Origin of the sequence: Candidatus Kapaibacterium sp. (assembly GCA_023957315.1) — a bacterium.
Lineage (GTDB): Bacteria > Bacteroidota > Ignavibacteria > Kapaibacteriales > UBA2268 > PGYU01.
In genome coordinates, this window is sequence record JAMLHE010000001.1 from 148776 (window position 1) to 172144 (window position 23369).

The window sequence follows — 23369 nt, forward strand, 5'->3', positions numbered from 1 at the left end:
GCCAAATCTTTTTGAAAAATAATCTTTTAGGCTACGTTTCGCAGATTCCAATTTTCAAAGAACAAATATTTTTTAAAAAAATTTCTCTCTCATTTATATATGACACAACAAAGTCGTTTTTATCTCAGGAAAAGTAAAAAAAGTTGAAAAAAGTGAAAAAAAAGTGAAAAAAAGTGAAAATAGTTGGGAAATCATTAAATAATTTCAGAGAGTTAGGCTTGGCTAAACATTTTTCCCTAACCATTTGCCATTTTTAACTTCTCTAAAACCGATGAAAGCGAAAAATATTATTGCTATCAGCATACTAAACCAAATTCCGATTTGGTCGTTTATTGAACTTGAAATAATATATGCGGCAGGCAGTTGAACACAAATCAATGATAATGTAACTATCACAAGGCTTCGGAAATAATCGCCTGCTCCACTAATTACCCTGATAGAAGCTATTCCGATTGAGAATGGAATATAACTGAATGCTGCAAATTTGAGATATTTGTCCAGTTCAGAGATTATAAGTTCATCATTTACAAAAATATAACCAATATTTTTGCCAAAAAAGAACACGAGTACACCAAGAATGCCAAGTAAAACTGTCAACTGCTTTATGGCGGACTTATGGTATAGAAATACTCTTTCGGGCTTACCTGCTCCGATGTTCTGCCCTGTAATTACTTCGAGCGAAGCTCCCATTGCAAAAATCACCATCGAAACGAGAAGGTCTATCTTTAGCCCAATTATATATGTACTCAAAATTTCGGTTCCGAATATATTTGCATTGGCTGCCAACCCCATACTCGTAATACTAACTGCGATTAATTGTAATGATGCCGGCATACCAAGTTTGGTTATCCTTTTGAAAATATCAAAACGAAGCCGGAAATATTTCAGTTTAAGTTCGATTCTTTCAAATTTGTAGTGCAGAACAGCAAGGGCTATTATTGCACCGAATATTTGGGCAATACTTGTGCCTATACCTGCTCCATAAATTTCTAATCGTGGAAATGGTCCTATGCCGAAAACCAATAAAGGTGTGAAGATAAAATTCAGCACGTTTGCGGTTATCAGAATTAACATTGGGTAAAAAGTATTTCCTGAAGCTCTAATCAGAGCATTGATTTGAAAAATCAAAAAATTGAATGGAATCCCCCACAATAATGCTTCGAAATATCGTTTTGACAGTACCTTCACTTCGCCATGAATTCCCAGAAGGCTCAGAATCGGGTCTAAATTGACAAAAAGCAGTATAGCGAGCACGACTCCGAATGTGAACATGTAAAGCAAGCCCTGAACAGATGTTTCACCGGCTTTGTCGAAGTTGCCCTCTCCCACTCGACGTGCGACAATAATCGATGTGCCGATGGCAAATCCGCTACCAATTGCAAATGTAAAAAACCAGATTCGTTCGCTAATACCTAATGCTGCTACCGCAGACGCACCGAGCCTGCTAACAAAAAACAAATCCACCCATGAATAGACCATATGGATTATAAAACTAAAGACAAGTGGCAGAGCATATTCGCGTAATGAGGACTCAATGTTGCCGTTAATTAAATCAACGTTTCGGTTTTTCACTTGAAATTATATTTTGGTAAAAACGACTTAGAATTTGAAAATAAACGTTTTTTCAACCAATTTGTTGAATATAGGTGTTAGATGCTTTTTTATGTAGTCATTTCTGCCATTGTCGTCTATTTCCTTCGTTCTGCAATAATGTTTGCAGGTTCGGTTAAATCCAAACAGGCTCAGATAATCAAAGCTGATTCAGGCTACCTTCCCTTTGTTTCAGTTATTGTTCCTTCGCGTAATGAAGAAAACAACATCGAAACATGCATTCATTCATTAATGCAATCAAGTTACCCTCATGATAGATTTGAAGTTGTTGCTGTAAACGACCGCTCAACTGATGCAACCGGCGAAATTTTAAAAAGTCTGTCGCAAGTTTACACTAATCTCAAAATTGTAGAAATCAGCGAATCAACTGCAATCCCGAATCTAAAGGGAAAAGCAGGTGCTTTGCATAGGGGCATTAATGAATCGATGGGTGAAATAGTTATGATGACTGATGCAGATTGCGTTGTTCCCAAAACATGGATTCAATCTATTTCAGAATATTATTCTGATATCAGAGTAGGACTTGTGGCTGGATTCACTATGGTTAAGCATAATAGTGAATTCGATAAAATTCAAGCGGTCGAATGGATTTATATGCATACAATGGCAAGTGCAGGAGTTGCGTTGGGCAAACCTTTAGGCTGTTTTGGCAATAATTTGAGTATCAGACGAAGCGTTTATGATAAAATCGGTGGTTACGAAAATATCAAATTCTCAGTGACTGAAGATTTGGCTTTGATTCAGGCAGTTCACAAAACAGGAGCCAAAGTTCATTATCCTTGTAGCTGGGAGTCAAGTGTGTCAACTTTGCCTTGCGCAACATTTGCCGAATACATTTCGCAGCACCGAAGATGGGCAATCGGTGGTTTGAACTTGGGTTGGGTAGCCCCTGTTTTTGTTCTGAGCAATGTATTGATTTGGGCTGCTATTATAATCGCAATATTTTCGGGAAATTTGATTTGGTTGTTAGCAGTGCTTTTTGTCCGAGTTTTTGGCGATTTCTCACTCATTATGACCTCAATCGGCAAACTAAATCACGAACATCTTCAGAGCAGAATACTATCTTCGATACTATATTTTATGATTATCGAATTGATTATACCACCGATGTTGATAGATAAAAAAATTGTATGGAAAGGTCAGGTCTTCGGTAAATAGCAACCGAATAAAAAAAATGAATCAATAATGAGTGTGCCTCTTATTGATTCATTTCGATAAATTTCAATTTTTAACTTTTTGTTGTGCTGTCTTCATCAGTCACATCTGTTTCCGATACAGATTCAGATTCAATTTCTTGATTGGTAATTTCTTCTTTTTCAGGTAAATGATTAGTATCATCGATAATATCTTCATATGCAATATCGTCTGATAGTAACTCATAATTGGTGGGTGTGCCGTTTTCTTCTTCATGTTCTTCATGCACGTGATGGTAGCCGTCAATCATAGACTTGAAATTCGCACCTATTGTATCGCCATGAGTAGCTAAATAAATATGTCCGAACATGAAAATGCTCAATAAATATCCTGCTACACTATGCAAAACTGCCATGGGCCATACTCCACCCATTCCCATGATTTCTCCGGGAGCTAATTCCGGAAACAGCAACAACCAGCCGCTGATTATAATGGTAGGCATCATGAAAAATATGATTCCGTAGTAAGACACTTGTTGGAGCGGGTTGAATTTATCTTTTTCAGAAATATGATAAGGGTGCGGTTCGCCTCTGAAAATTCCATAAATATAATATCTTCCTTGCTTCACCAATCGTTCATATATTCCTTTCATCACAGGAATGTAGTACTTGTAATTGCCGGATTTTATATTCAAAATTGTAAATACCAGAAACAGTAAACTCAATATTATCCCGGCTACATTATGTGTTACAATTGCATATTCAAACGGCATGAGCAAATCGTTGGAAGCTGAATAATGAATGCTAATTCCGGTTAATATTAATAATATAAACAATGCTGCATTTAACCAATGCCAAAATCTAAGCCATAAAGGATATAAAAACAATTTTTTCATGCTTGCTCCACATTGCGTGTTTTACGTGAACGAAATCTTAAATATGCGTGTATCGAAATGCCAATTACCGTAAATACAAATATAATTCCGCTCGTAACATCGAGATATACATTTCGTGTAGTTCCTATTACATAGGCATTACTTAGCAATGTACCATTGATAAAACCAAATTGATTACGGGATTTTTCTTTCTCATGTACATATAATTTGGACATAAGTACAGAATTTTGTGAGTGGCATTCCTCACATTTTTTGATAGTTTCTTCGTGATTTAGAATATTATGAGATAGGTTTGGCGGGTCGTAAGATGAGTGGCAATCTATACAACGAACGGTATTATAATGTGTAGCCGCTGCAGGTAGCCACTTATGCGCCTCCTCGATAGTCAGCAAACCACGTCTTGTCATCATAGCTTGGTCACTATGGCAACTAATACACCAGACCATTTGATTATCAACCATTTTATCAAACTTCATTCCTGTTGCAGTAAATACATCCTTTTCAATATGCGGAACAGCCGTAATATTGTGTTCGCCATGACAAAATGTGCAAGACGGCGATTCGCCTACTCCGAACTTCATAGCACGACCATGGACACTACTAAGATATTCTTTTGTAATATCCCCATGACACTTGCCACATAATTCTGCAATATTGCTTTTATGAACAGATGAAGTCGGGACGCTTGCTTTTTGTAATTTATGAGCACCATGACAATCCACACACACGGCTGCATCATGATTGCCACTCAATATTGCCAAACCATGAACACTCTTTTCATAATCAACCAAAGTTTTCGCAAATATACTCGGATTGTGTGGGTCGTTCAGATGACAATCCAAACAGAGTTTTTCTTGGTTGATTTTAAGTTGTGCTTTGTCAATTAAATTGCCTTTGGTTATTGGTTTTGAATGGCAATAAATGCAAGTTGGTGCGTTGGGATTATTGTGCTCGACCTCGACGTGATGCTCGGATTGCAGATGGTCTGACATAATATCGGCATGACATTTACCGCAATACTGAGTTGAATTTACAAAATGCTTCGGTGATTTTGGATCTTTGGGTGATGATACATCATGAGTGCCGTGACACCCCTTACAATTCACATTCGGGCTGCCTTCTGTGCCTTTTGCACCTATCATTTGAGGATGAAATCTATGAACTTGGACTGTATTTTTGTGACAATCCAAACAATTGATTAATGTCATCGGTTCTTTGTGGGGAATATCGTAAGGGTCGAATCCTACGTGGCAATCAACGCAGTTCAACTTGGCATGTACAGAGCGTGCAAGTACAAACTTTTTGACAGTTAAGGGGCGAAGTACACCCCTTTTTTCCATCGAAATATCGGGGTCGGAATGGCATTCCATGCAATCTTCATCGCTTTGGCAATGCAAGTTTAGCGAATGTGCAAAGAAGCAAAAAATGCAAAAAACGATTTTGTATATAATTTTCATATTATCTCCCTTCATGTGCTAACAAGTTTTAGTTGTTAAAAGTAACGTAATAAGCAAAAATGTTGCCAAAAAACTTCTTTGCTCTTTACGTTTTAAATCAAAAAAGGGCGGAGCAATTATCATATTAATCACAAAGCCGCCCTATTTATTCGTCTAAAGTCTATTTATTCGGCTGCCGGAGCTTCTGCAGAAATTGATATCAACCAATTAACCATAATTTCAAGGTCGGCATCATCACCTTTGAATGCAATCGGATGCTTCTTATCATTTAAGTTTTCGTCTTTCTTCAAATATCCCATCCAGAAAGCAGCATCATGGTCGCCCTCTAATTTTGACAAATCAACCGTTTTAGGGGTTTTCTTGCGAGTTTCGACGCCTTGTGAGTCAATTGAATGGCATGTAGTACATTTTGCATCAACAAAAATTGTTTTGCCGTCTTTAGCTTCTGTAGAATTAGCAGTATTAGTATTCATAAAGCTGATGCTCAAACCGAGCAATAGTGCGAAAGTCAAAAATTTACCTAACATTTTATACTCCTATGTATAATTTTTAATTAATATATTACCGTATATTTATATAACGAAATTACGCAAAATTTGTAACATAATCAAACTTCGATGCGTAAAATATTTGTTTGTTTGTTAAATTCAAATACTCTAAACTTAATCAAATCGGGAACAGTGTCCGAAGTCGGGTTAGTCACTAATTCCCCGTTATCAGTATTAAAAGTAGCACTATGAATGATACATCTTAATGTTCCGCCGGGTTCGCTTGGTAATTCAAGCGGACCTGTTTGGTGGCGGCAAAGAGCTTCGAGTACGATGAAATGGTCTTCGGAAGCTCGTTTCAAAAATAATTTCAATGGTGAACCATCCAAGCGCGAAATTTGTATGATTGCCATTGAGCCAACAGCAGAAACTTGAGGATATTTTGACATATCAAGGTCAATAGTTTCGGGGTCGGGAGCAGAAACGATTTCGTCACGCTCGCATGATGTAATTACTGAGCCAAAGGCGCTTGCAAAAATACCCACACCAAATACGGTTCCGGCTTTCTTCAGAAAATCTCTTCTTTCAGTTTGATTTTTCATTATTATTCTCCTTGCTTGTTCTATTAATAAAATATATGTACTTGGAATGCCCATTGAGCACTTGTGCCCGGAACGTCTGCTCTGTCGTAAATTCTATATTCTGGTATTAAATCAATAAACGGAAGCGGATAAATGTGTGCTCCCAAGACGTATTGCTTGGCTTCCCAAATTTGTCCTGACCTCATTATGTCCGTCTTACCGCTTTCGTAGCGTCCGAATACATGTATTGGTTCCATGAATTGATAGGTAAGTTCGAGCGAATAATTATTAACTTCTTGCAAAGTTTGTTTAGTCGAATTAATGTATTCAGCCATAAGAGCTACTCTATCGGCAAGCCCTATACCCAAATAAACAGATGAAATAGTCAGATAGTTGTTGCCGAAATAAATTCCGTCGTCAGTTTTTAATGAACTATTAAAGAAGTGACTCAAACCCATAAAGCCTTGCAATCCGTAAGGTAGTTGTGGGTGAACAGATAGATTTAAAACGGACGACATAGTGTTTTCATTAACAAGTGGAACGCCTTCAGTTATAATTTTAGCCATATTTTTGGATTCGTACATCCCAAAAGAGGCATTCAGCCATTCTAAACCGTCATAATTAATCTCGAAGCCCAACTCTGCGTAATCCGCAGGAATAAGCGGCATACTTCTGCCCAAACCGGAAACTTGGCGGACGAGCATAGTATGGTCGTCGAAGTCGAGGCTTATCGGCGGATTCAAATATCCGACCCGAATAGATGGCAAATGTTGCCAAGGTTGGATAGTAACTCCGGCATAAAAAGCTTGTTGCCCGGGATAGCGCATATCGTCATGTATATCATAAGCAAAATTGTACATAGCTTCGATTCTGAGCCAACTTGCAGCTTGAATTTGTACATATGGAGCAATTTGCATCAGCATTGTCTTGCGTTCAATCGTTGGTCTGACTACCATAGTATCAACTCGAACTTCTTCTTTGCGAGAAGTTTGAGCCCAACGTGCATTTTGGAGTCTCATATCGAGCCCCCAATTAACTGTACCGTCAAACAATTCGGTACCTTCGCCAAGGAAATCATATAGTCCTTGCAAACCGATGTCATCGGGTTGGATTAATCCAATGTCTTTTCGGGCTAAAAAGCCACCGAAGTTCCTTGCTCCGCCATAATTTGCATTTATATGACAGTTAGTACATTTTGTGCCATATGTTTGCAAAATCGAATATTGCGGGCGGGAAATAGCGTACTCGCTCACAAGGAAAAAAGCGAGTAGAATCAGGATTGTTTTTTTCATATCAGTCTCTCGTAAATGTTTAATCTCAATTAGCAATATATGTGTTTTTCTTGTAAAAATAAAATTAAAAATAAAAAAAAAGACATGGAGGATATATTACCCTCCATATCTTTCATAATAATTTCTTCATTACGATAAACTCTTAGTTCAAAGCTTCTAAAGAATTTTGCAATACAGCCTTAGTGTATCTTGGGTTGTGAATACCCCAGCTCTTATCGCGCATAATGAAAATATAATTGTATAATGCTGCAGCACGTTTAGATGAATATGTCCCGACTTTTGCATAATCGTGATTATAGTTAACAGGGTCAGTATCAACACCATCGGTAGGAGTAATCATGTCTAACTCAAGTAATCTGTTTCTTACTAATGTTGCCAAATCTTTCATACTAGTTTGGACTTCACCTATGTTAAAGTCTTTTGCACTTGAATGACAAGGAGTACATACAGCAACGTTGTCAGTCATTTTGCCGTTATAGAAATACTTCATTTTCATTGTATGACCGCCTGCTTGATTTCCGTAAGCGGGTCCCATATGGCAAGAAACGCAAGAATTTTGAATATTTTGATGGGCAGCAGTATTTTCATAAGGCAAACTTCCTGCTATTTGATAAGCTCCCGAACCTGCAATTACATTTGCAGCAGCACCATAATGTGGTCCAAAACGATGATTTGCTAAAGTATAAGTTTCAGCGTTTAAGTCAAGTGCTGGTGAAATTGTGCGAGCTTGGTGGCATTGGGCACAAAGAGAACCACTACCAAAATCAAATTCTACACCGGTTGTTCTTATTTTTGCATTCTTTTCGTATGTAAGCCCGTAGTCATCCATCGTGTATGTCTCGTGTATCGGATGGCAAGTACGGCAATTTTGCCCCGTCGGGTCGCTAATTGCAGCAGCAGTATTAGGCTCGCCCGAAATAGCTACTTCACGGAAACCGTCACTTGTATGACAAGCGGCGCAAGATGCACCTGCACGCTCGAATGAAGTATTTGTGGCGTGGTCAGATGCCGCCCATTGCAATTGTTTTGCGAAAAGTTCAGTTGAAGCGTCATGGCATTGACCGCAATTTTGAGTACCATCTGCGCCATCTTTACCGTCAATTCCGTCTTTACCGGCGAGTCCATCTTTACCTGCTGGACCTTCGCAACCGACAAATAGCATAGTCGCGAAAATAATAACTCCCCATATAGAGAGCCACACTGTTTTAGAGTGTATCGATTTCATATAAAATCTCCCATTTATTAAACATTAATTTTAAAGAACAAGTAAAATCTTGTTACGATTTAATCAAATTTATAGAAATACAAATAAATCACAAACCAAATTAATACATTTTATATAAATAAAAAAATTTTTTTTTAACAAAAATCATTAATTGTTGTCATTTTTCTGACGTATTGCTATTGTATGAATTATTTTTCATTATTATATTTATGACAATTGTGTTTACATCTGTCATTTGGCTTCATAATAGGAATTGAATTAATATTCTTATCAGTTTTATAAAAACAGTACTGTCACATAAAATTTTCAAAACAATACAGCATGATTTATAATTTTCACATAATCTTTACAAAATTGTTCAAATCAACAATGGTATGTACTTTTGTACTTAATATAAAAATGGAATGTCTATGAAAGTTGCAGGATTTACAATTGCCAGAAATGCTATCAAGTACGATTACCCCGTTGTAGAGGCGATTAAATCTATATTACCCGTGTGTGATGCAGTGTTCGTGGCTGTCGGGCAATCTGAAGACGACACAGAGAATCTGATTCGCTCCATCGGCGATGATAAGATTCACATCATAAACACAGTTTGGGACGACAGTTTGAGGCAAGGTGGCAAAGTTTTAGCTGTCGAAACAAATAAGGCTTTCGGAGCAATTCCCGATAATTATGATTGGGCTTTTTATATTCAAGCTGATGAAGTTTTGCATGAAAAATACATAGAAACGATTAATTTTGAGTTGCAAAATCAGCTACACAATAAAGCTATTGAGGGGCTTTTGTTCAACTATAAGCATTTTTACGGCTCCTATGATTATGTCGGTGAATCATATAAATGGTACCGCCGCGAAATTAGAATAGTCCGCAACGATAAGAGCATTTATTCGCATGGCGATGCCCAAGGATTCAGAAAGAATAATGATGAGAAGCTAAATGTGAAGCTGATTGATGCTTATATCTATCATTACGGATGGGTCAAAGACCCACGAAAGCAACAAGCAAAACAATTAGATTTCAACCGACTTTGGCACGATGACAAATGGATTGAAAGCAATATTGCCCATGATGCAGAGTTTGACTATTCTGAGATTGATTCCTTGAGTCTATTTGATAGCACTCACCCAAAAGTAATGTTAGAACGAATTGAAAAAATGAATTGGAAATTTTCCCACGATATTTCCAAAAAGAACTATTCGCCAAAAGAAAAAATTAAACGCTTCATTGAAAGTCTTACAGGTTACAGAATTGGTGAATATAAGAATTATAAAATTGTAAAATGAGAAATTTCTTACTGAAGATATTGCCTTATGGATTGAGAATTGAAGTTGGCAAAATCAAACGATATATAAAGTATGCCTATCATCTGAACATTAATAAGCGCGGAAAGCTCAAACAATGCCCGATTTGCACTAAGGAACTTGCATTCTTCTTGCCTGCAGGGGAAAAGCGGAAAGCTATCCATTGTCCATTTTGCAGTTCATTTCCGCGTCACCGAGCAATGTGGCTCTATCTCCAAAACAATGATTTACTCAAAGCCGGAATCAATATTTTGCACGTCTCCCCCGAACCTTCGATGTTCAACATAATGTCTAAGATGGAAAATTATACTGCAATTGACAAATTCGCTTCAGGATATGCCTATCCGAAATCAGTTTTGCAAATGGATGTCGAGCACCTCAAATTCGACGATGAAAGTTTCGATTTGATAATATGCAGCCACGTACTCGAACATGTTGATGATGATATTGCGGCAATTCGGGAAATGGGGCGCGTACTTAAAAAAGACGGCAAAATTTTAATCATGATTCCGATTGAAAAAGATTTGGAGACAACACATGAAGATAAAAGCATAATATCGCCCAAGGAAAGGCTTAAACATTTCGGGCAAAGCGACCACGTACGTTTGTACGGAATGGATTTTGCAAATCGTGTTGAGCAAACGGAGCTGAATTGCGAGATGATTTCTACTCGAGAATTGACAAAGGAAAGCGACTATATTAAATATGGTATAGATGATGACTTCATTTTTGTACTAACCCGAAATAAAAACGTCACAATCGTACCATAATATATTGCAAATGCAGCTTTTTATTATTATTTTTGTAATGTATTTATCATTTAAAAATTGAAAACATTATGCGACCATTTAAAGTATTAGGAATCCAACAAATTGCAATCGGCGGATTGGACAAAGGTAAATTAGCGAACTTTTGGGTAGATATTATGGGATTGGAAAAAGTCCATACATTTGCCAGCGAAAGAGAAAACGTTGATGAGGATATTTTGCGTATGGGCAAAGGTCCATTTGCTGTAGAAATTGATTTGATGCAACCGATAGACCCCGAAAAAAAACCCAAAGTGCACGAACCTCAGCTAAATCACATTGGTTTGTGGATAGACGATTTGGAAAAATGTGTCGAATGGCTTACTGAGCAAGGAGTGCGATTCACTCCCGGTGGAATCCGCAAAGGCGCCGCAGGCTTTGATGTATGCTTCATTCACCCCAAAGGAAACGAAGAATTTCCGCTTTGTTCCGAAGGTGTTTTGGTAGAACTTGTACAAGCTCCAAAAGATGTAATCGAAGCATTAAGTTAATTTTGAAAAATTTTTGGCTTTAGATTTAACAAAATTTGCTATATTTGTACTCTGAATTTGAGCAGAAGTGGCGGAACTGGCAGACGCGCTGGACTCAAAATCCAGTGGGCTTAACACCCGTGCGGGTTCGACTCCCGCCTTCTGTACGAAAGAATCGTACAAATGCGATCTACAAAAAACGGCTATCCAACAGGGTAGCCGTTTTTTTTTGTGATAATTCATGTCCCGTCTTTGTTATAATTGACGGATAGGGATGAATCTGAATTATAGCCGTCTTTGTAATTATTGACGATACACTAAATTAGAACAAAGACGGGACGGGAAGGAGGTGGAGTCCATCTGGGGTACTTAATTCATCCGATGACTCCCAGTTCAAAGTGCGACACATCTTAGATAAATAATTAATTCGAGAACAGTCATCGGATGAATATTGCGTGTGATGATTTTTTTCCCCATTACCCAACTTTTTTCCCTAATTTTGAGATAAATTACAATTTCATGTGTCATAGTATATATATACGAAACATGTATTTCAGGGAGAATTTGTATGAAAAAAGTATTTTTATTTCTCGCTGTTGCAATGCTGTATTGCAACTTTACACTGGCTCAAGAGCCTGAACCAGATCCAAACCTATTATGGAAGACGGAGAATTCATATCTTCGATTCCTTGTACATCCGAATGGCAATATTATTGCAGGCAAAGGAGAAATCGTTGAATTAGGAAGTACAGAATTTGAAATCGACGGAAACACGGGAATGGTTATAAGGGAGTTTGACTCGCCTATGCTTTTTTTTGACATAAGCCCTGATGGAAGGTACATTTCTGCAAATGATGCAAATAATTGGAAATGTGTTGTAGATTACAATACAAAAGAAGTCATAGCACGTTTCACAAATGAACGAACTAAGCCAAAATTTATGCCCGATAGCAAAACATTAGTGTACTATTTGATTGAACCGATTAGTGAACTTAACGGAAATACCAGATTGCAATCTTATAATATTGAAACCGGGGAATATAAGACTAGTGAAACCTTTATTCGATACACAAGAACCGGCGCAATATCAGTTTCGCCTGATGGAAAATATGTTGCAACAGGTGGTACATTTTATGGTCCTGATGGAATAGAATATAATCGATTAATATTATGGGACGCTGAAACACTTGATACAATTAGGATATTGAATGATTTTCAAAATGGACATGTAACCTCAATTAAATTCTCACCCGATTCAAAATTGGTGGGGTTTCAGGTGTACTGGAGTGATTTGTATCTTTATAAAACAGATGATTATAGTCTGTATAAGCATTACAGTGGTGATAACATATTGAATGGTGTTATGGGTTTTGGTTTTATTACTAATGATTTTATCGCTGTTGGGAGTGATGAAAACAATCAACAAAATTTTGAAATTATCAACTTAAACAATAATTCAACTATTTATAAGAGGAATGATTTTACAGGACTTGCAGAATATAATGCATTTAATACCTCACTTATTGTGTTGAGAGTTTATATCCATTGTTTTGACTTTGAAAAAATACTCTCAGGAGCAAGTATAGAGCCTGAAATTCCCAATCCATTTTCGGTAGAATATATAAACAATACTCTAAGTATTCGTAATTTCACATTTGCAGCAAATTTAATCAATTGCAGTATAACAGATATTAATGGTAGGGTGCTTCGCAATATGAATTTGAATCCATCAATAGGTGAGTTACGAATTCCCATCAAGCTCCTCAGCGGTACTTACTTTTTACATATAAAGGATGGAAGTAAGGAATATGTAAGTAAATTTTTGGTGGTGAATTAATAAGAAATCCCCCTTAATCCCCCTTTGAAAGGGGGAAAGCGAGCTTGCGAGCAGGGGGATTTGTATTGTTTTAGTCCTAAAATAAGTTTACTACACACCCCCTAAGAGGCTGTCTCACAAGGGCAGCCATTTTTTATATTTTTGTGGAAAAAAAAGAGAAATACTAGGTACAAATCGGCGTCATAACGGTTGTAATCAACAATAAGTTAGCGATGCAATGAGACCAAAGTTTAAATACTATAATCACAAGCGTTTCTACTACCTCCATCTCTTGATGAAATGATTAAAGAAACTCATCCTGTTAGACAATAAATAAAATTATACGATGAAATTGATATAAGCGATATCGAAAACAATTACATCGGTGGCGGAGCTACCAGCTACAGCCTGAGAATGCTTCTGAAAATACTCGTATATGCTTATATGAATAATGTCTATTCAAGCCGAAGAATAGAAAATTTAGTGCAAGAAAAATATTCATTATATGTGGCTAAGCGGTATGCAAAAGCCGGATCACAATACAATCAATCGTTTCGCAGTAAACGCTTGGCAAGCGGCTTGAAAGAAGTATTCTAAAGTAGTAATGCTATTTCATGAAGCCGAATTTTGGATATTAAAGATATATATACAGACGGCACGAAAATAGAAGCAATGCCAATAAATACAGTTTTGTTTGGGTAAAATATCCGGAACCCGTAAAGAAAAATATTACAACAAGTCAATGAATTGTGGAAATACGCACTCAGGTAAGCGCAGAAGAAATGCGAGACGTCCGACCACAGAGCTATGAAGAGATAAATCCTGAGAGTATAACTGAAACAATAGAAGAAATAAATAAAGTATTGGTAAAAAAAAGATTGATAAAAATGTACGCGCTAAACTGACAAGAGTGAAGAAAACTTGGTCTGAACAATTAAGGAAATATGAAGCATACGAAAAGCAAATGAACGGTCGCAACAGTTGTTCAAAAACCGACCCTGATGCAGTATTTATGCGAATGAAAGAAGACCGCATGCAAAACGGACAACTAAAGCTGCTACAACTGGCAAATAAGTACAAACAATCAAATAGTGGTCAATTACAGCATTCATCAAACACCCGGAGACACTTCAACATTTGTTGAACATATAGAATCATATAAACGCCAATATCGTGAATATCCTAATTCAATCACAGCTGATGCAGGTTATGGGAGTCATGAGAATTACAAATATGCAGAAGACAATAATATCGAAGCCTATATCAAATACAATTATTTTCATAAAGAGCAGAAAAGCAAGTGGCAGAAAGACATCAGCAAGTCCGACAATCTATATTACAACGAAGAACAGGACTGTTACTATTGCCCAATGGGTCAAGCGATGGAAAATATCGGAGAGAAAGAAAAATAACTTTGAACGGATACAAACAAATAGTTAGCCGATATAGAGCCAAAAACTGCGTCGGTTGCTCGCTGCGAGCGGCTTGTCACGAAGGAGCTGACAATCGAACGATAGAAATAAACAAAAGAAGCAAAACGACTAAGAGAAGCAAGCAAAAACCGACTGATGAGTCGCGAAGGTGTGAAAACGAAAACGACGACCAATTGAACCGAAGCGGTTTTTGCAATATCAAACACAACAAACAATTTAGAAGATTTTTACTGGAGAGGCAAAGAAAAAGTAGAAATCGAAGTTGGACTATTGGCTCTAGCCCACAATCTGAGCAAATTTGTAGCTTAAAATAGCAAAATATCTCACTTTCCCATCCAAAATTGCCTCAAATTAGCATCAAACATACCAAAAAATGGAATAATACCATTTCTAGTCAATTATTAAATTTAGAATACTTATTATAACAATTAGTCCCATTTTATCACCTTATTGAAAGCCAAAGAGGCTGCCCTTGTGAGACAGCCTCAATAAGACATTATTTTTCTTACTCCCTCTCATTCGGAGAGGGTCGGGGTGAGGTTCTTCAAGCATTTTTGTCCAATTCAACTCTTGCGTCTTCTTTGCGAACTTTGCGGTTAAATGTTTTAGTTTTGAATTTTAATCCTGTCCATCCTGTAATCTTGATAATCCTGTTCAAGTTTCCCACTAGTAAATTCGTGGGCTATGTATTGGACAGAACGCTGTTCTGTCCCTACATTTCAGATGTGCCACACCTGGCAGGTGTTGCACATCTACAGGACGCAAAAAAAAAGGCTGCCCATATGGACAGCCTTCAAATCTAAGAAATTATTTTTCTGTGGGCGATGAGGGAGTCGAACCCCCGACCCCCTGCTTGTAAGGCAGGTGCTCTAGACCAGCTGAGCTAATCGCCCGTAAAACAGATTACAAAAGTACGAAATATTTTTAATATACAAAACTATTTTATTGAACTTTTTCAACTCTTCGTATTTCGGGAATCGAAATCAACAAAAATCGTTCGATACCACCGCGTAATGTCATCAATGCTAAGGGGCAAATGCCACAATTTCCTGTCATCCGAAGCTCTAAGGTGCCGGTTTCTTCTTCAAAGCGGACATATTCAACTCCGCCCTTGTCCTTTGCAAGATAAGGGCGAATTTTATCTAATTCGACTTCGACCCTATGACGTAAGTCATCAAACATTAGAGTGAAATCTCGGGCATTGCTGTTGATGATTTGTCGTAATTTACTTGTCGCACTCGAGACACTAAATTTGCAGTTACATCTTTCAAAATTTGTGCTTGCAAACCATTATTAGTGTCAAGAATTACCGGTCTGCCCCCGTCATTGCCTTCTCGCATATCAATGTTCAGTGGCACTTTGCCTAATACATTGACGCCAAATTCTTGCGCAATTTCTTCGCCGCCGCCTTGACCAAAGATGAAGTACTTTTTGTCGGGCATATCGGGCGGAATGAAATAACTCATATTCTCGACAATGCCGAGTATATCAACTTTTACCCGATTAAACATAGTAATCGAGCGTCGAACATCGGCAAGCGAAATTTCCTGTGGTGTAGTCACAATTGCTGCACCTGTCAGAGGGATTTTTTGCGTCAACGTAAGTTGGATGTCACCTGTTCCGGGAGGCAAATCGAAAATCAAGAAATCTAACTCTCCCCAACTGACTTGCTCAAAAAGCATGGAAAAATAACCCGCAAGCATCGGACCGCGAACAATCGCAGCTTCGTCACGATTTATAATGAAACCCATTGATGCAATTTTGACACCATATTTTTCTAATGGTTCGGCTGAAACAGTTCCGTCCTCATTTTGCATAGCGTTCAATTTGCCATCCGAAATCCCAAACATAGTCGGTTGGCTTGGACCGTAAACGTCACCGTCAATAATGCCGACCTTAGCACCGCTCAGACTTAATCCCACAGCAAGATTTGAAGCTATCGAAGATTTGCCTACTCCACCTTTGCCCGAAGCAACGGCAATAATATTTTTGACCTTCTTCAAAGTTGGGCGATTAGTGAGTTGGTAGGGTCTTTCAGTTATGAAGATTTCATGTGTGTAATCGGGTGCAATTTCTTGCAATGCAGTCTTAATTTGACTCTTGATGTCGGCATATACCCAATGAAAAGGACCAACTAATTCAACATAAACTTGAATTGCATTATCTTTGACAACGACTTTTTTTATCGAATCTAATTCATTCAGACTTTTAGCTAAATCGGGGTCTTTGATAGAGCCGATTTTTTCTCTGATTGTTGTTTCGTTCAAAATAAAATTCCAATTTAATGATTAAAACATATTCAAAAATACAGTTTTATTGACGATACTTTGACGATTTATTTCTTGATAATCATTCGTTCGGTATCAATTTCGCTGCCCTGCTCCATCATGATAATGTATTCGCCCGAGCCGATAATCCCTGTCGAATAGGTCTCAATGTAAATCCCGGATTGCATTGGCAAATCTTTCAAAACGGCTACTTCTTGACCGCTGATGCTGAAGAGTTTAATTCTGACATTGCTATTTTCGGCAACAGCATATTCAATCGAAAATTCCGAACCCGCAGGAATCGGCATAATATTTTGAATCATTCTAATTCCGGTTGGCAATAAGGCTTTGCCGTAATTCACGGCATTTTTACCATATTTCGAAATATCGTTAGGTTGCTTGGTGAGCAAATCAGTTTGCCGTGTGATGACAAATCCGGAAATTTCAAGATTCGTGCTTTGGTCAATCACACTGTATTGAATTGTTGAATTTGCAGAATAATTGCTATTCCGCTCATCGTCCTGCCAGATTACTATTGGGCAAATGCCATTTTCGATAATCGCCGAACCGACGAGACGCCCTTTATCATCATTTGCAATGAATAAATGCCCGTTGTACCGTTCATCGAATTCGACAATCGTTGTCATACTGTTTCCGGTTCCGGAAATTTGGGGTAGAACAGGGATTGCTCTTTTTGCGTAACGATAATTCGGAGCACTGTACTTCCCTGCTGAATTTGGTGGATAAGTCAAAGCATCCGCCGATGACAGATAAGTTTGGTATCCTTGCCCGGGGAGCATATCTCCGATAGTATTGATACCGAATTCAGGCAAAAACACATTCCCTAAATTATCTTTGGCAATTATCAAATTATCTTCAATGCTTTCCATAGCGATTGAAATATCCATAGCTGATTTTCTGAGGTACGATACCAAATGCCAGCCCGTACTCAAGTTGATTGTCTCATTTTCAGGTTCGGCTGCTGTACCGCTCAAGATAAGAGTTTCAGCTTGATTCATATAAACCTGATAGCCATCGTATTTGTTCCAATCGCCAATATCATTAATTTCAAATTCGGGCAAATAAACATTGCCGCTGCCATTTTTGCATATTACGAGTTCGTTATCAATATCACCAAAAATATCTTCCATCGAAGGTAAATCGGCAGCAATGAATGATGAAATCATATTCCATCCCTGACTTAAACTGATGACCTGAATATCGGTCAAAGAATTTAGCGATGCGAGAATTGAAGTTGCGTTGTTTTGAAAATTATTCGGTCCACTCGAAAATGTGGCTTCGGCAGTATAGACCAAATCTGTCTGCGAATCCCATAATTTGAAATTGTAGAGTTCGTTTGTAGAGAATCCGTCTTTTTCGAGAGTCAGAGGGTCATCTCCCCAAACAGTAATTTGGAGTATAACACCTGTCCAATATGCATATCCGGCACATTTCTGGGTTCCGGCATCATCGAAAAATATTCCTATTGCATCACCTGTTGCAATATTTCTGCCACCGATTTGAGGATTGATAGAAGTCGGGACTACGATTTTAGATTTTGTTGGAGTATCCTCAACAAAAGACCATGAATCGGGGACTTTGTTCTCGGTTGTAAATTTAAAAGTTGTTGAGAATTCGCTTTCAAGGTCACCGTTCAAAGCTTTCACTCGCCAATAATATGTTACATTGCCTTTCAGTGAGCCGTTTGGCACCTGATATTCGGAATCGTTTGAAACAATCAGATTAATTTTTGGATTTGTGAAATTGATATTATCGGCTAATTGAACTCTGTATTCATCAGCATTCTGAACATCACTCCAATTTAAAAGCACAATTTTTGATATGTTGTTGGCATTATTAGTAGGGTAAATCAATTCCGGAGCATTCAATTCCATTATTGTAGTGAAATTAAAGACGCTCGACCAATCACTTGTTTGGGTGGCACTCTTTGAGCGTAATCTCCAATAGTATTGGGTTTCATCCGCCGCAGGAATATTAGAGATTGAATACATTGTTGCAGCAAGGTTATTCATGCTTTTGACGATATTATTGAAATCGGCATCTGTGGCTATTTCCAAGTCATAACTTGATGCACCGGTTGCTGAATTCCAAAGTAAATTTGCATCAATTGCGATGTCTATGGCATTATTAACCGGTGTTGTCAAAACAGGTGGCAGTAATAAAGGTTCTGTCGTGAAGTTGAAGCCACCCGACCAATCGCTTGTTTGTGTCGCACTCTTTGAGCGCAATCTCCAATAATATTGGCTGCCGTAATCAGCCGGGATATTTATCAATGAATAGCTTGTTGCTACAAGATTATTTTCATTTTTGATTATATTGTTGAAATTAGCATCTGTGGCAATTTCCAAATCATAACTGGATGCTCCTGTTGCCGAATTCCATTGCATATTTGCATTAATAGCAATGCCTGTAGCATTATTGCTCGGCGAACTTAGAACAGGTGGCAATAATCGTGGCTCTGTCGTGAAATTGAAGCCACCCGACCAATCGCTTGTTTGTGTGGCACTCTTTGAGCGTAATCTCCAAAAATATTGGCTGCTGTAATCAGCCGGAATATTTGTCATAGAATAGCTTGTTGCTGCAAGGCTATTCTCGTTTTTGATGATATTATTGAAATTCACATCAGTAGCAATTTCCAAATCATAACTGGATGCTCCAGTTGCCGAATTCCATTCCAAATCTGCATCAATTGCTATGCCCGTTGCATTATTGCTCGGCGAAGTCATCACAGGTGGCAATAGTCGCGGCTCTGTCGTGAAATTGAAGCCACCCGACCAATCGCTTGTTTGTGTCGCACTCTTTGAGCGTAATCTCCAAAAATATTGAATAGCGTAATCAGCAGGAATATTTGTCAAGGCATATTCTGTGGAGAAAATGCTATAAGCTAACTTGACAATATTATTGAAGTCGGCATCGGACGCTACTTGCAAATCATAGGCAGTGGCTCCGGTTGCCGAATTCCATTCCAAATCTGCATCAATTGCTATGCCCGTTGCATTATTGTCGGGCGAGGTCATCACAGGTGGCAATAGTCGCGGCTCTGTCGTGAAATTGAAGCCACCCGACCAATCACTTATTTGTTTGGCGCTTTTGGAGCGTAATCGCCAATAATATTGATTTGCGTAATCAGCCGGAATATTTGTCAAGGCATATTCTGTGGAGAAAATGCTATAAGCTAACTTGACAATATTATTGAAGTCGGCATCGGACGCTACTTGCAAATCGTACGCAATAGCTCCTGTTGCCGAATTCCATTCCAAATCAGCATCAATTGCTATGCCCGTTGCATTATTTATTGGCGATGTCATGACAGGTGGCAGTAATCGAGGCTCAGTGGTGAAATTGAAGCCACCCGACCAATCGCTTGTTTGGGTGGAACTCTTTGAGCGCAATCGCCAATAATATTGATTTGCATAGTCTGCGGGAATATTTGTCAAATCATAAGAAGTTGCTACGAGGCTGTTCACATTTTTGATGATATTATTAAAACCGGCATCGCTTGCTATTTCCAAATCATAACTTGATGCACCTGTTGCCGAATTCCATTCCAAATCTGCATCAATTGCTAAGTCCGTTGCATTATTGCTCGGCGAACTTAGAACAGGTGGCAATAGTCGAGGTTCAGTTGTGAAATTGAAAATGCTTGACCAATCGCTTGTTTGGGTGGCACTCTTTGAGCGCAATCGCCAATAATATTGATTTGCGTAATCAGCCGGAATATTTGTCATAGAATAGCTTGTTGCTGCGAGGCTGTTCTCGGTTTTGACAATATTGTTGAAATTAGCATCGGTAGCAATTTCGACGTCATAGCTTGATGCACCTGTTGCGGAATTCCATTGCAAATCTGCATCAATTGCTATTCCCGTTGCATTATTGCTCGGAGAAGTCAAGACCGGTGGCAGTAATCGGGGTTCTGTCGTAAAATTGAATGTGCTTGACCAAGCACTGGTGTTAGAACCTTTCTTAGCCCTTACTCGCCAATAATATTGTGTGTCATATTGGGAATTGTAATTTGCAAATGAGAAAGTTGTATCAACAATACCGGTCGAATCTTTAACAATGCTTGAAAATGCCGAGTTTGTAGAAATTTGGATTTGATAATTATCAGCATTGGCGACCGATGACCATTTCAAAATTTGTGCTAATGGCACATTGCTTGTATTATTCTGAGGCAGCAAAAGTGTTGGTGTGCCAATCACTTCAATCGGGAGAGAAGTTCTCCAGACTCCGCGACCATAAGTTGCAGCGTAAATAAGCTCATAATCGTAGTTGATTTCGATTTCATTCACAATGACATTTGGCAAATCGTCGTTGAATTCTTCCCAATCAGTCATTGTATCATCAATATAAAAAATACCTATGTCTGTGCCAATATAAACCCGATTGCTGTAATCTTTCTGGTAAGTAATGCAGTTAATAGGTACATTTGGCAAATTTTTCGAAATATTTGTCCATCCTGCTCCACCGTTCGACGAGTAGTAAACCTTTTTACCGGATGAAAATCCCGAAAAAACAGCCCAAATTTTATCAGGGTTTTCGGGATGAATTGCCATGTATGTCAGCGTATTTGAAATAGGCAGACCAATAGAAGACCATGAAGAACCTTCATTTGTGGTTCGCCTCAATGTACTTGAATACCCTGCATAGATGTATGAAGGGTTTGATTCGGAAATATGAAGAACTGTGTGTCGGCTGTTATGTCCAAAATTTGAAATCTTGCTCCAAGAAGTGCCGTGGTTAGTCGATTTCCAAATTTCTTTATAACCGGCATATAGAATTTCAGGATTAGTAGGGTGAAGTATATAAGGTGTAACCCATGCACCATTGTCATCTCCAGTTTTTTTAGGGGTATTAAGTTCCGGAAAACTATTGCCTTTATTGGTAGAACGGAATATTCTGCCATAATAGAGGGAGCCGTACATATAATTACTATTGTTGTAGTTTACAATACACTCCATGCCGTCACCACCAATAACATCTCTCCAACTCGTACCATTCATTTGCTTTGTGCCATTATCTTGAGCTCCGGCAATTAGCATATTTGGTTCAGTTTGAGAAATTCCGAATCGGTAAAACTGTGTAATTTTTAATCCGGAGCCAATCCAAGTCCACGAATTCCCACCATTTGTAGTCCTATCAATACCTCCATCGTGTCCGCTATACATTCTGTTTGAACCACCAAAATAAAGTTGGTGATGGTCTGCATGAACCTCCGGATTGCCTCCGCCGCCATACCAATGAGCAACACAATCCCAGTCTGTACCTCGATTAGTTGTCCGCCAAACGTTCACTCCTCCAACAAAGAATGTAGAAGTAGAATTTTTGTCTGCTAATATATCCAAATCGTAGAAAGCCTGGCCTCCCTTGTCAGATGCTTCATAACTCCAACCAAGCAAATTAAGACTGTCATTATCCCATCGAGTAATTTCATCCCAACCTGTACCACCATTTGTAGTTCCGTAAATGCCGTACAAGCCATAATTATTTGAACTATTGCCACCGCTCCAATTATAGTAGCCGTAAACAGCAAACACATGGTTGTTATTTGCCGGTGACAGCGACATTTCTACACGATAAATATTAGCTGCAGTACTTGGCAATCCACTTGTCAGAATTGACCAATTTGTCCCACCGTTTGTGGTGCGGGCAATTTCGTAATTAGTGGACACATAAACAATATTCGGGTCACTCGGATTGATTTCAATGTCCCAATAACCTGAGTTTACATTTAAGGGGATTGATTGCTGAGACCAATTCGTGCCTCCGTTTGTAGTTTTGAAAACACCGATTGACGTAGCAGCATATAGGATACTACTGTTTGTTGGGTGCATTTTCATTTCACGAATAGAACGCGTTTGGGTAATAGTCCAATTCAAACCTGTAGTGTTCCAGGTTGCGCCTCCGTCTGTAGATTTCAGCACCCCGACAGAATAAGTATCACCGTAGTCACCATCACCCGTTGCGATATACATTATATTAGTATTTCCCGGGTCAATTGCTATTGCAGATACTCCAAGAGTCGAAAGTTGGTCGGTGTTTGTTGACCAACTTGTGCCGGCATCAGTAGTCTTCCAAAGCCCACCACTTGCGGAGCCTACCCAAATTGTTTGGTTGGAAGTACCATTATAATTGGGGTCTTCCAAAACTGCATTGAGCCTTCCCAATCCTGCATATCCACCCTCAGAAGTTGATGGACCGACTTGTTCCCAACTAAAGCTGTGTAATTTATCTTCATCTTTGCCACGATTGGCTTTAAGTTTTTGAATCTCTTTCCATAAAATATCAGGCTCGGGGAATATTCCTGTCGGAAATACACGTTGTTCCCAAAACCATTCCCATCTTTTATATTGTTTCCAGCCGCCTCTTTCGTTTCTCGGCGTTTCGGGAGTAATCTCTTTATCTCCCCAATAATCATTGAAATCTTTCTGGAATTCGTAAAAATTACGGTTTTCGTTGATGGGTTCATTTGGCGATTTCGGGTAAGCACCAAACCAATATTGTGCATTAGCATTAAAAGCAGTAAATAATAAAATCGTTAAGATTAAGATTATTTGTTTATTCATTTTTAT

General features: G+C 38.4%; 16 protein-coding genes and 2 tRNA genes. 7 read left to right on the top strand and 11 right to left on the bottom strand.

From position 1 onward, the window contains the following. Positions 1-222 precede the first annotated feature (222 nt). Entirely contained in the window at positions 223-1572 is a 1350-nt protein-coding gene (locus M9949_00585) for an MATE family efflux transporter (GenBank protein ID MCO5249902.1), read from the bottom strand. Positions 1573-1653: 81 nt separating this feature from the next. Here M9949_00585 and M9949_00590 point away from each other — a divergent pair, with 81 nt between their 5' ends. Then, positions 1654-2769: a glycosyltransferase gene (locus M9949_00590; GenBank protein MCO5249903.1), complete on the top strand. Its 1116-nt coding sequence runs from the start codon at positions 1654-1656 to the stop codon at positions 2767-2769. A gap of 70 nt (positions 2770-2839) precedes the next feature. Here the strand turns inward: M9949_00590 and M9949_00595 are convergent, their stop codons facing one another. From M9949_00595 to M9949_00620, 6 genes are all read right to left on the bottom strand, one after another. After that, entirely contained in the window at positions 2840-3640 is an 801-nt protein-coding gene (locus tag M9949_00595; protein MCO5249904.1) for a cytochrome b/b6 domain-containing protein, read from the bottom strand. Further along, positions 3637-5097, bottom strand: coding sequence for a hypothetical protein (locus M9949_00600; GenBank protein MCO5249905.1), 1461 nt, complete (start codon positions 5095-5097; stop codon positions 3637-3639). Before M9949_00600 ends, M9949_00595 begins: the two co-directional genes overlap by 4 nt. A gap of 164 nt (positions 5098-5261) precedes the next feature. Next, positions 5262-5624 (bottom strand): cytochrome c, encoded by a 363-nt coding sequence (locus M9949_00605; GenBank protein ID MCO5249906.1) that lies wholly within the window; start codon positions 5622-5624, stop codon positions 5262-5264. An 80-nt stretch (positions 5625-5704) separates the two neighbouring features. Beyond that, positions 5705-6187: a Rieske 2Fe-2S domain-containing protein gene (locus tag M9949_00610; protein MCO5249907.1), complete on the bottom strand. Its 483-nt coding sequence runs from the start codon at positions 6185-6187 to the stop codon at positions 5705-5707. A 23-nt stretch (positions 6188-6210) separates the two neighbouring features. After that, complete coding sequence (locus M9949_00615; GenBank protein MCO5249908.1) at positions 6211-7458, bottom strand: hypothetical protein; 1248 nt, start codon at positions 7456-7458, stop codon at positions 6211-6213. A gap of 142 nt (positions 7459-7600) precedes the next feature. Continuing rightward, positions 7601-8683, bottom strand: a complete 1083-nt coding sequence (locus M9949_00620; GenBank protein ID MCO5249909.1) for a hypothetical protein — start codon at positions 8681-8683, stop codon at positions 7601-7603. 410 nt (positions 8684-9093) lie between these two features. Between M9949_00620 and M9949_00625 the strand changes: the two genes are divergently transcribed. The 6 genes from M9949_00625 to M9949_00650 all read left to right on the top strand — a co-directional run bounded on the left by M9949_00625 (position 9094) and on the right by M9949_00650 (position 14491). After that, positions 9094-9969 carry a glycosyltransferase family 2 protein gene (locus M9949_00625; protein MCO5249910.1) on the top strand — a complete coding sequence of 292 codons (876 nt, stop codon included), beginning with the start codon at positions 9094-9096 and terminating at the stop codon, positions 9967-9969. Beyond that, positions 9966-10757, top strand: coding sequence for a class I SAM-dependent methyltransferase (locus tag M9949_00630; GenBank protein MCO5249911.1), 792 nt, complete (start codon positions 9966-9968; stop codon positions 10755-10757). The genes M9949_00625 and M9949_00630 overlap by 4 nt, the downstream gene beginning before the upstream one ends. Positions 10758-10825: 68 nt before the next feature. Then, on the top strand, positions 10826-11284 hold the full coding sequence (locus tag M9949_00635; GenBank protein ID MCO5249912.1) for a VOC family protein: 459 nt from the start codon (positions 10826-10828) through the stop codon (positions 11282-11284). 61 nt (positions 11285-11345) lie between these two features. Continuing rightward, positions 11346-11430, top strand: a tRNA-Leu gene (locus M9949_00640). Between the two features lie 401 nt (positions 11431-11831). Beyond that, complete coding sequence (locus M9949_00645; protein ID MCO5249913.1) at positions 11832-13100, top strand: T9SS type A sorting domain-containing protein; 1269 nt, start codon at positions 11832-11834, stop codon at positions 13098-13100. Positions 13101-14170: 1070 nt separating this feature from the next. Further along, the gene (locus M9949_00650) at positions 14171-14491 is read left to right on the top strand and encodes a transposase (GenBank protein MCO5249914.1); all 321 of its coding nucleotides are present in this window, start codon (positions 14171-14173) and stop codon (positions 14489-14491) included. A gap of 839 nt (positions 14492-15330) precedes the next feature. On the opposite strand, the gene M9949_00655 is transcribed toward M9949_00650, so the two are convergent. The 4 genes from M9949_00655 to M9949_00670 all read right to left on the bottom strand — a co-directional run bounded on the left by M9949_00655 (position 15331) and on the right by M9949_00670 (position 23363). Further along, positions 15331-15405 (bottom strand) — tRNA-Val (locus tag M9949_00655). 49 nt (positions 15406-15454) lie between these two features. Continuing rightward, positions 15455-15694, bottom strand: a complete 240-nt coding sequence (locus tag M9949_00660; GenBank protein ID MCO5249915.1) for a NifU family protein — start codon at positions 15692-15694, stop codon at positions 15455-15457. After that, positions 15694-16779, bottom strand: coding sequence for an Mrp/NBP35 family ATP-binding protein (locus tag M9949_00665; GenBank protein MCO5249916.1), 1086 nt, complete (start codon positions 16777-16779; stop codon positions 15694-15696). The genes M9949_00660 and M9949_00665 overlap by 1 nt, the downstream gene beginning before the upstream one ends. Before the next feature lie 68 nt (positions 16780-16847). After that, on the bottom strand, positions 16848-23363 hold the full coding sequence (locus M9949_00670; GenBank protein ID MCO5249917.1) for a hypothetical protein: 6516 nt from the start codon (positions 23361-23363) through the stop codon (positions 16848-16850). Positions 23364-23369 lie beyond the last annotated feature (6 nt).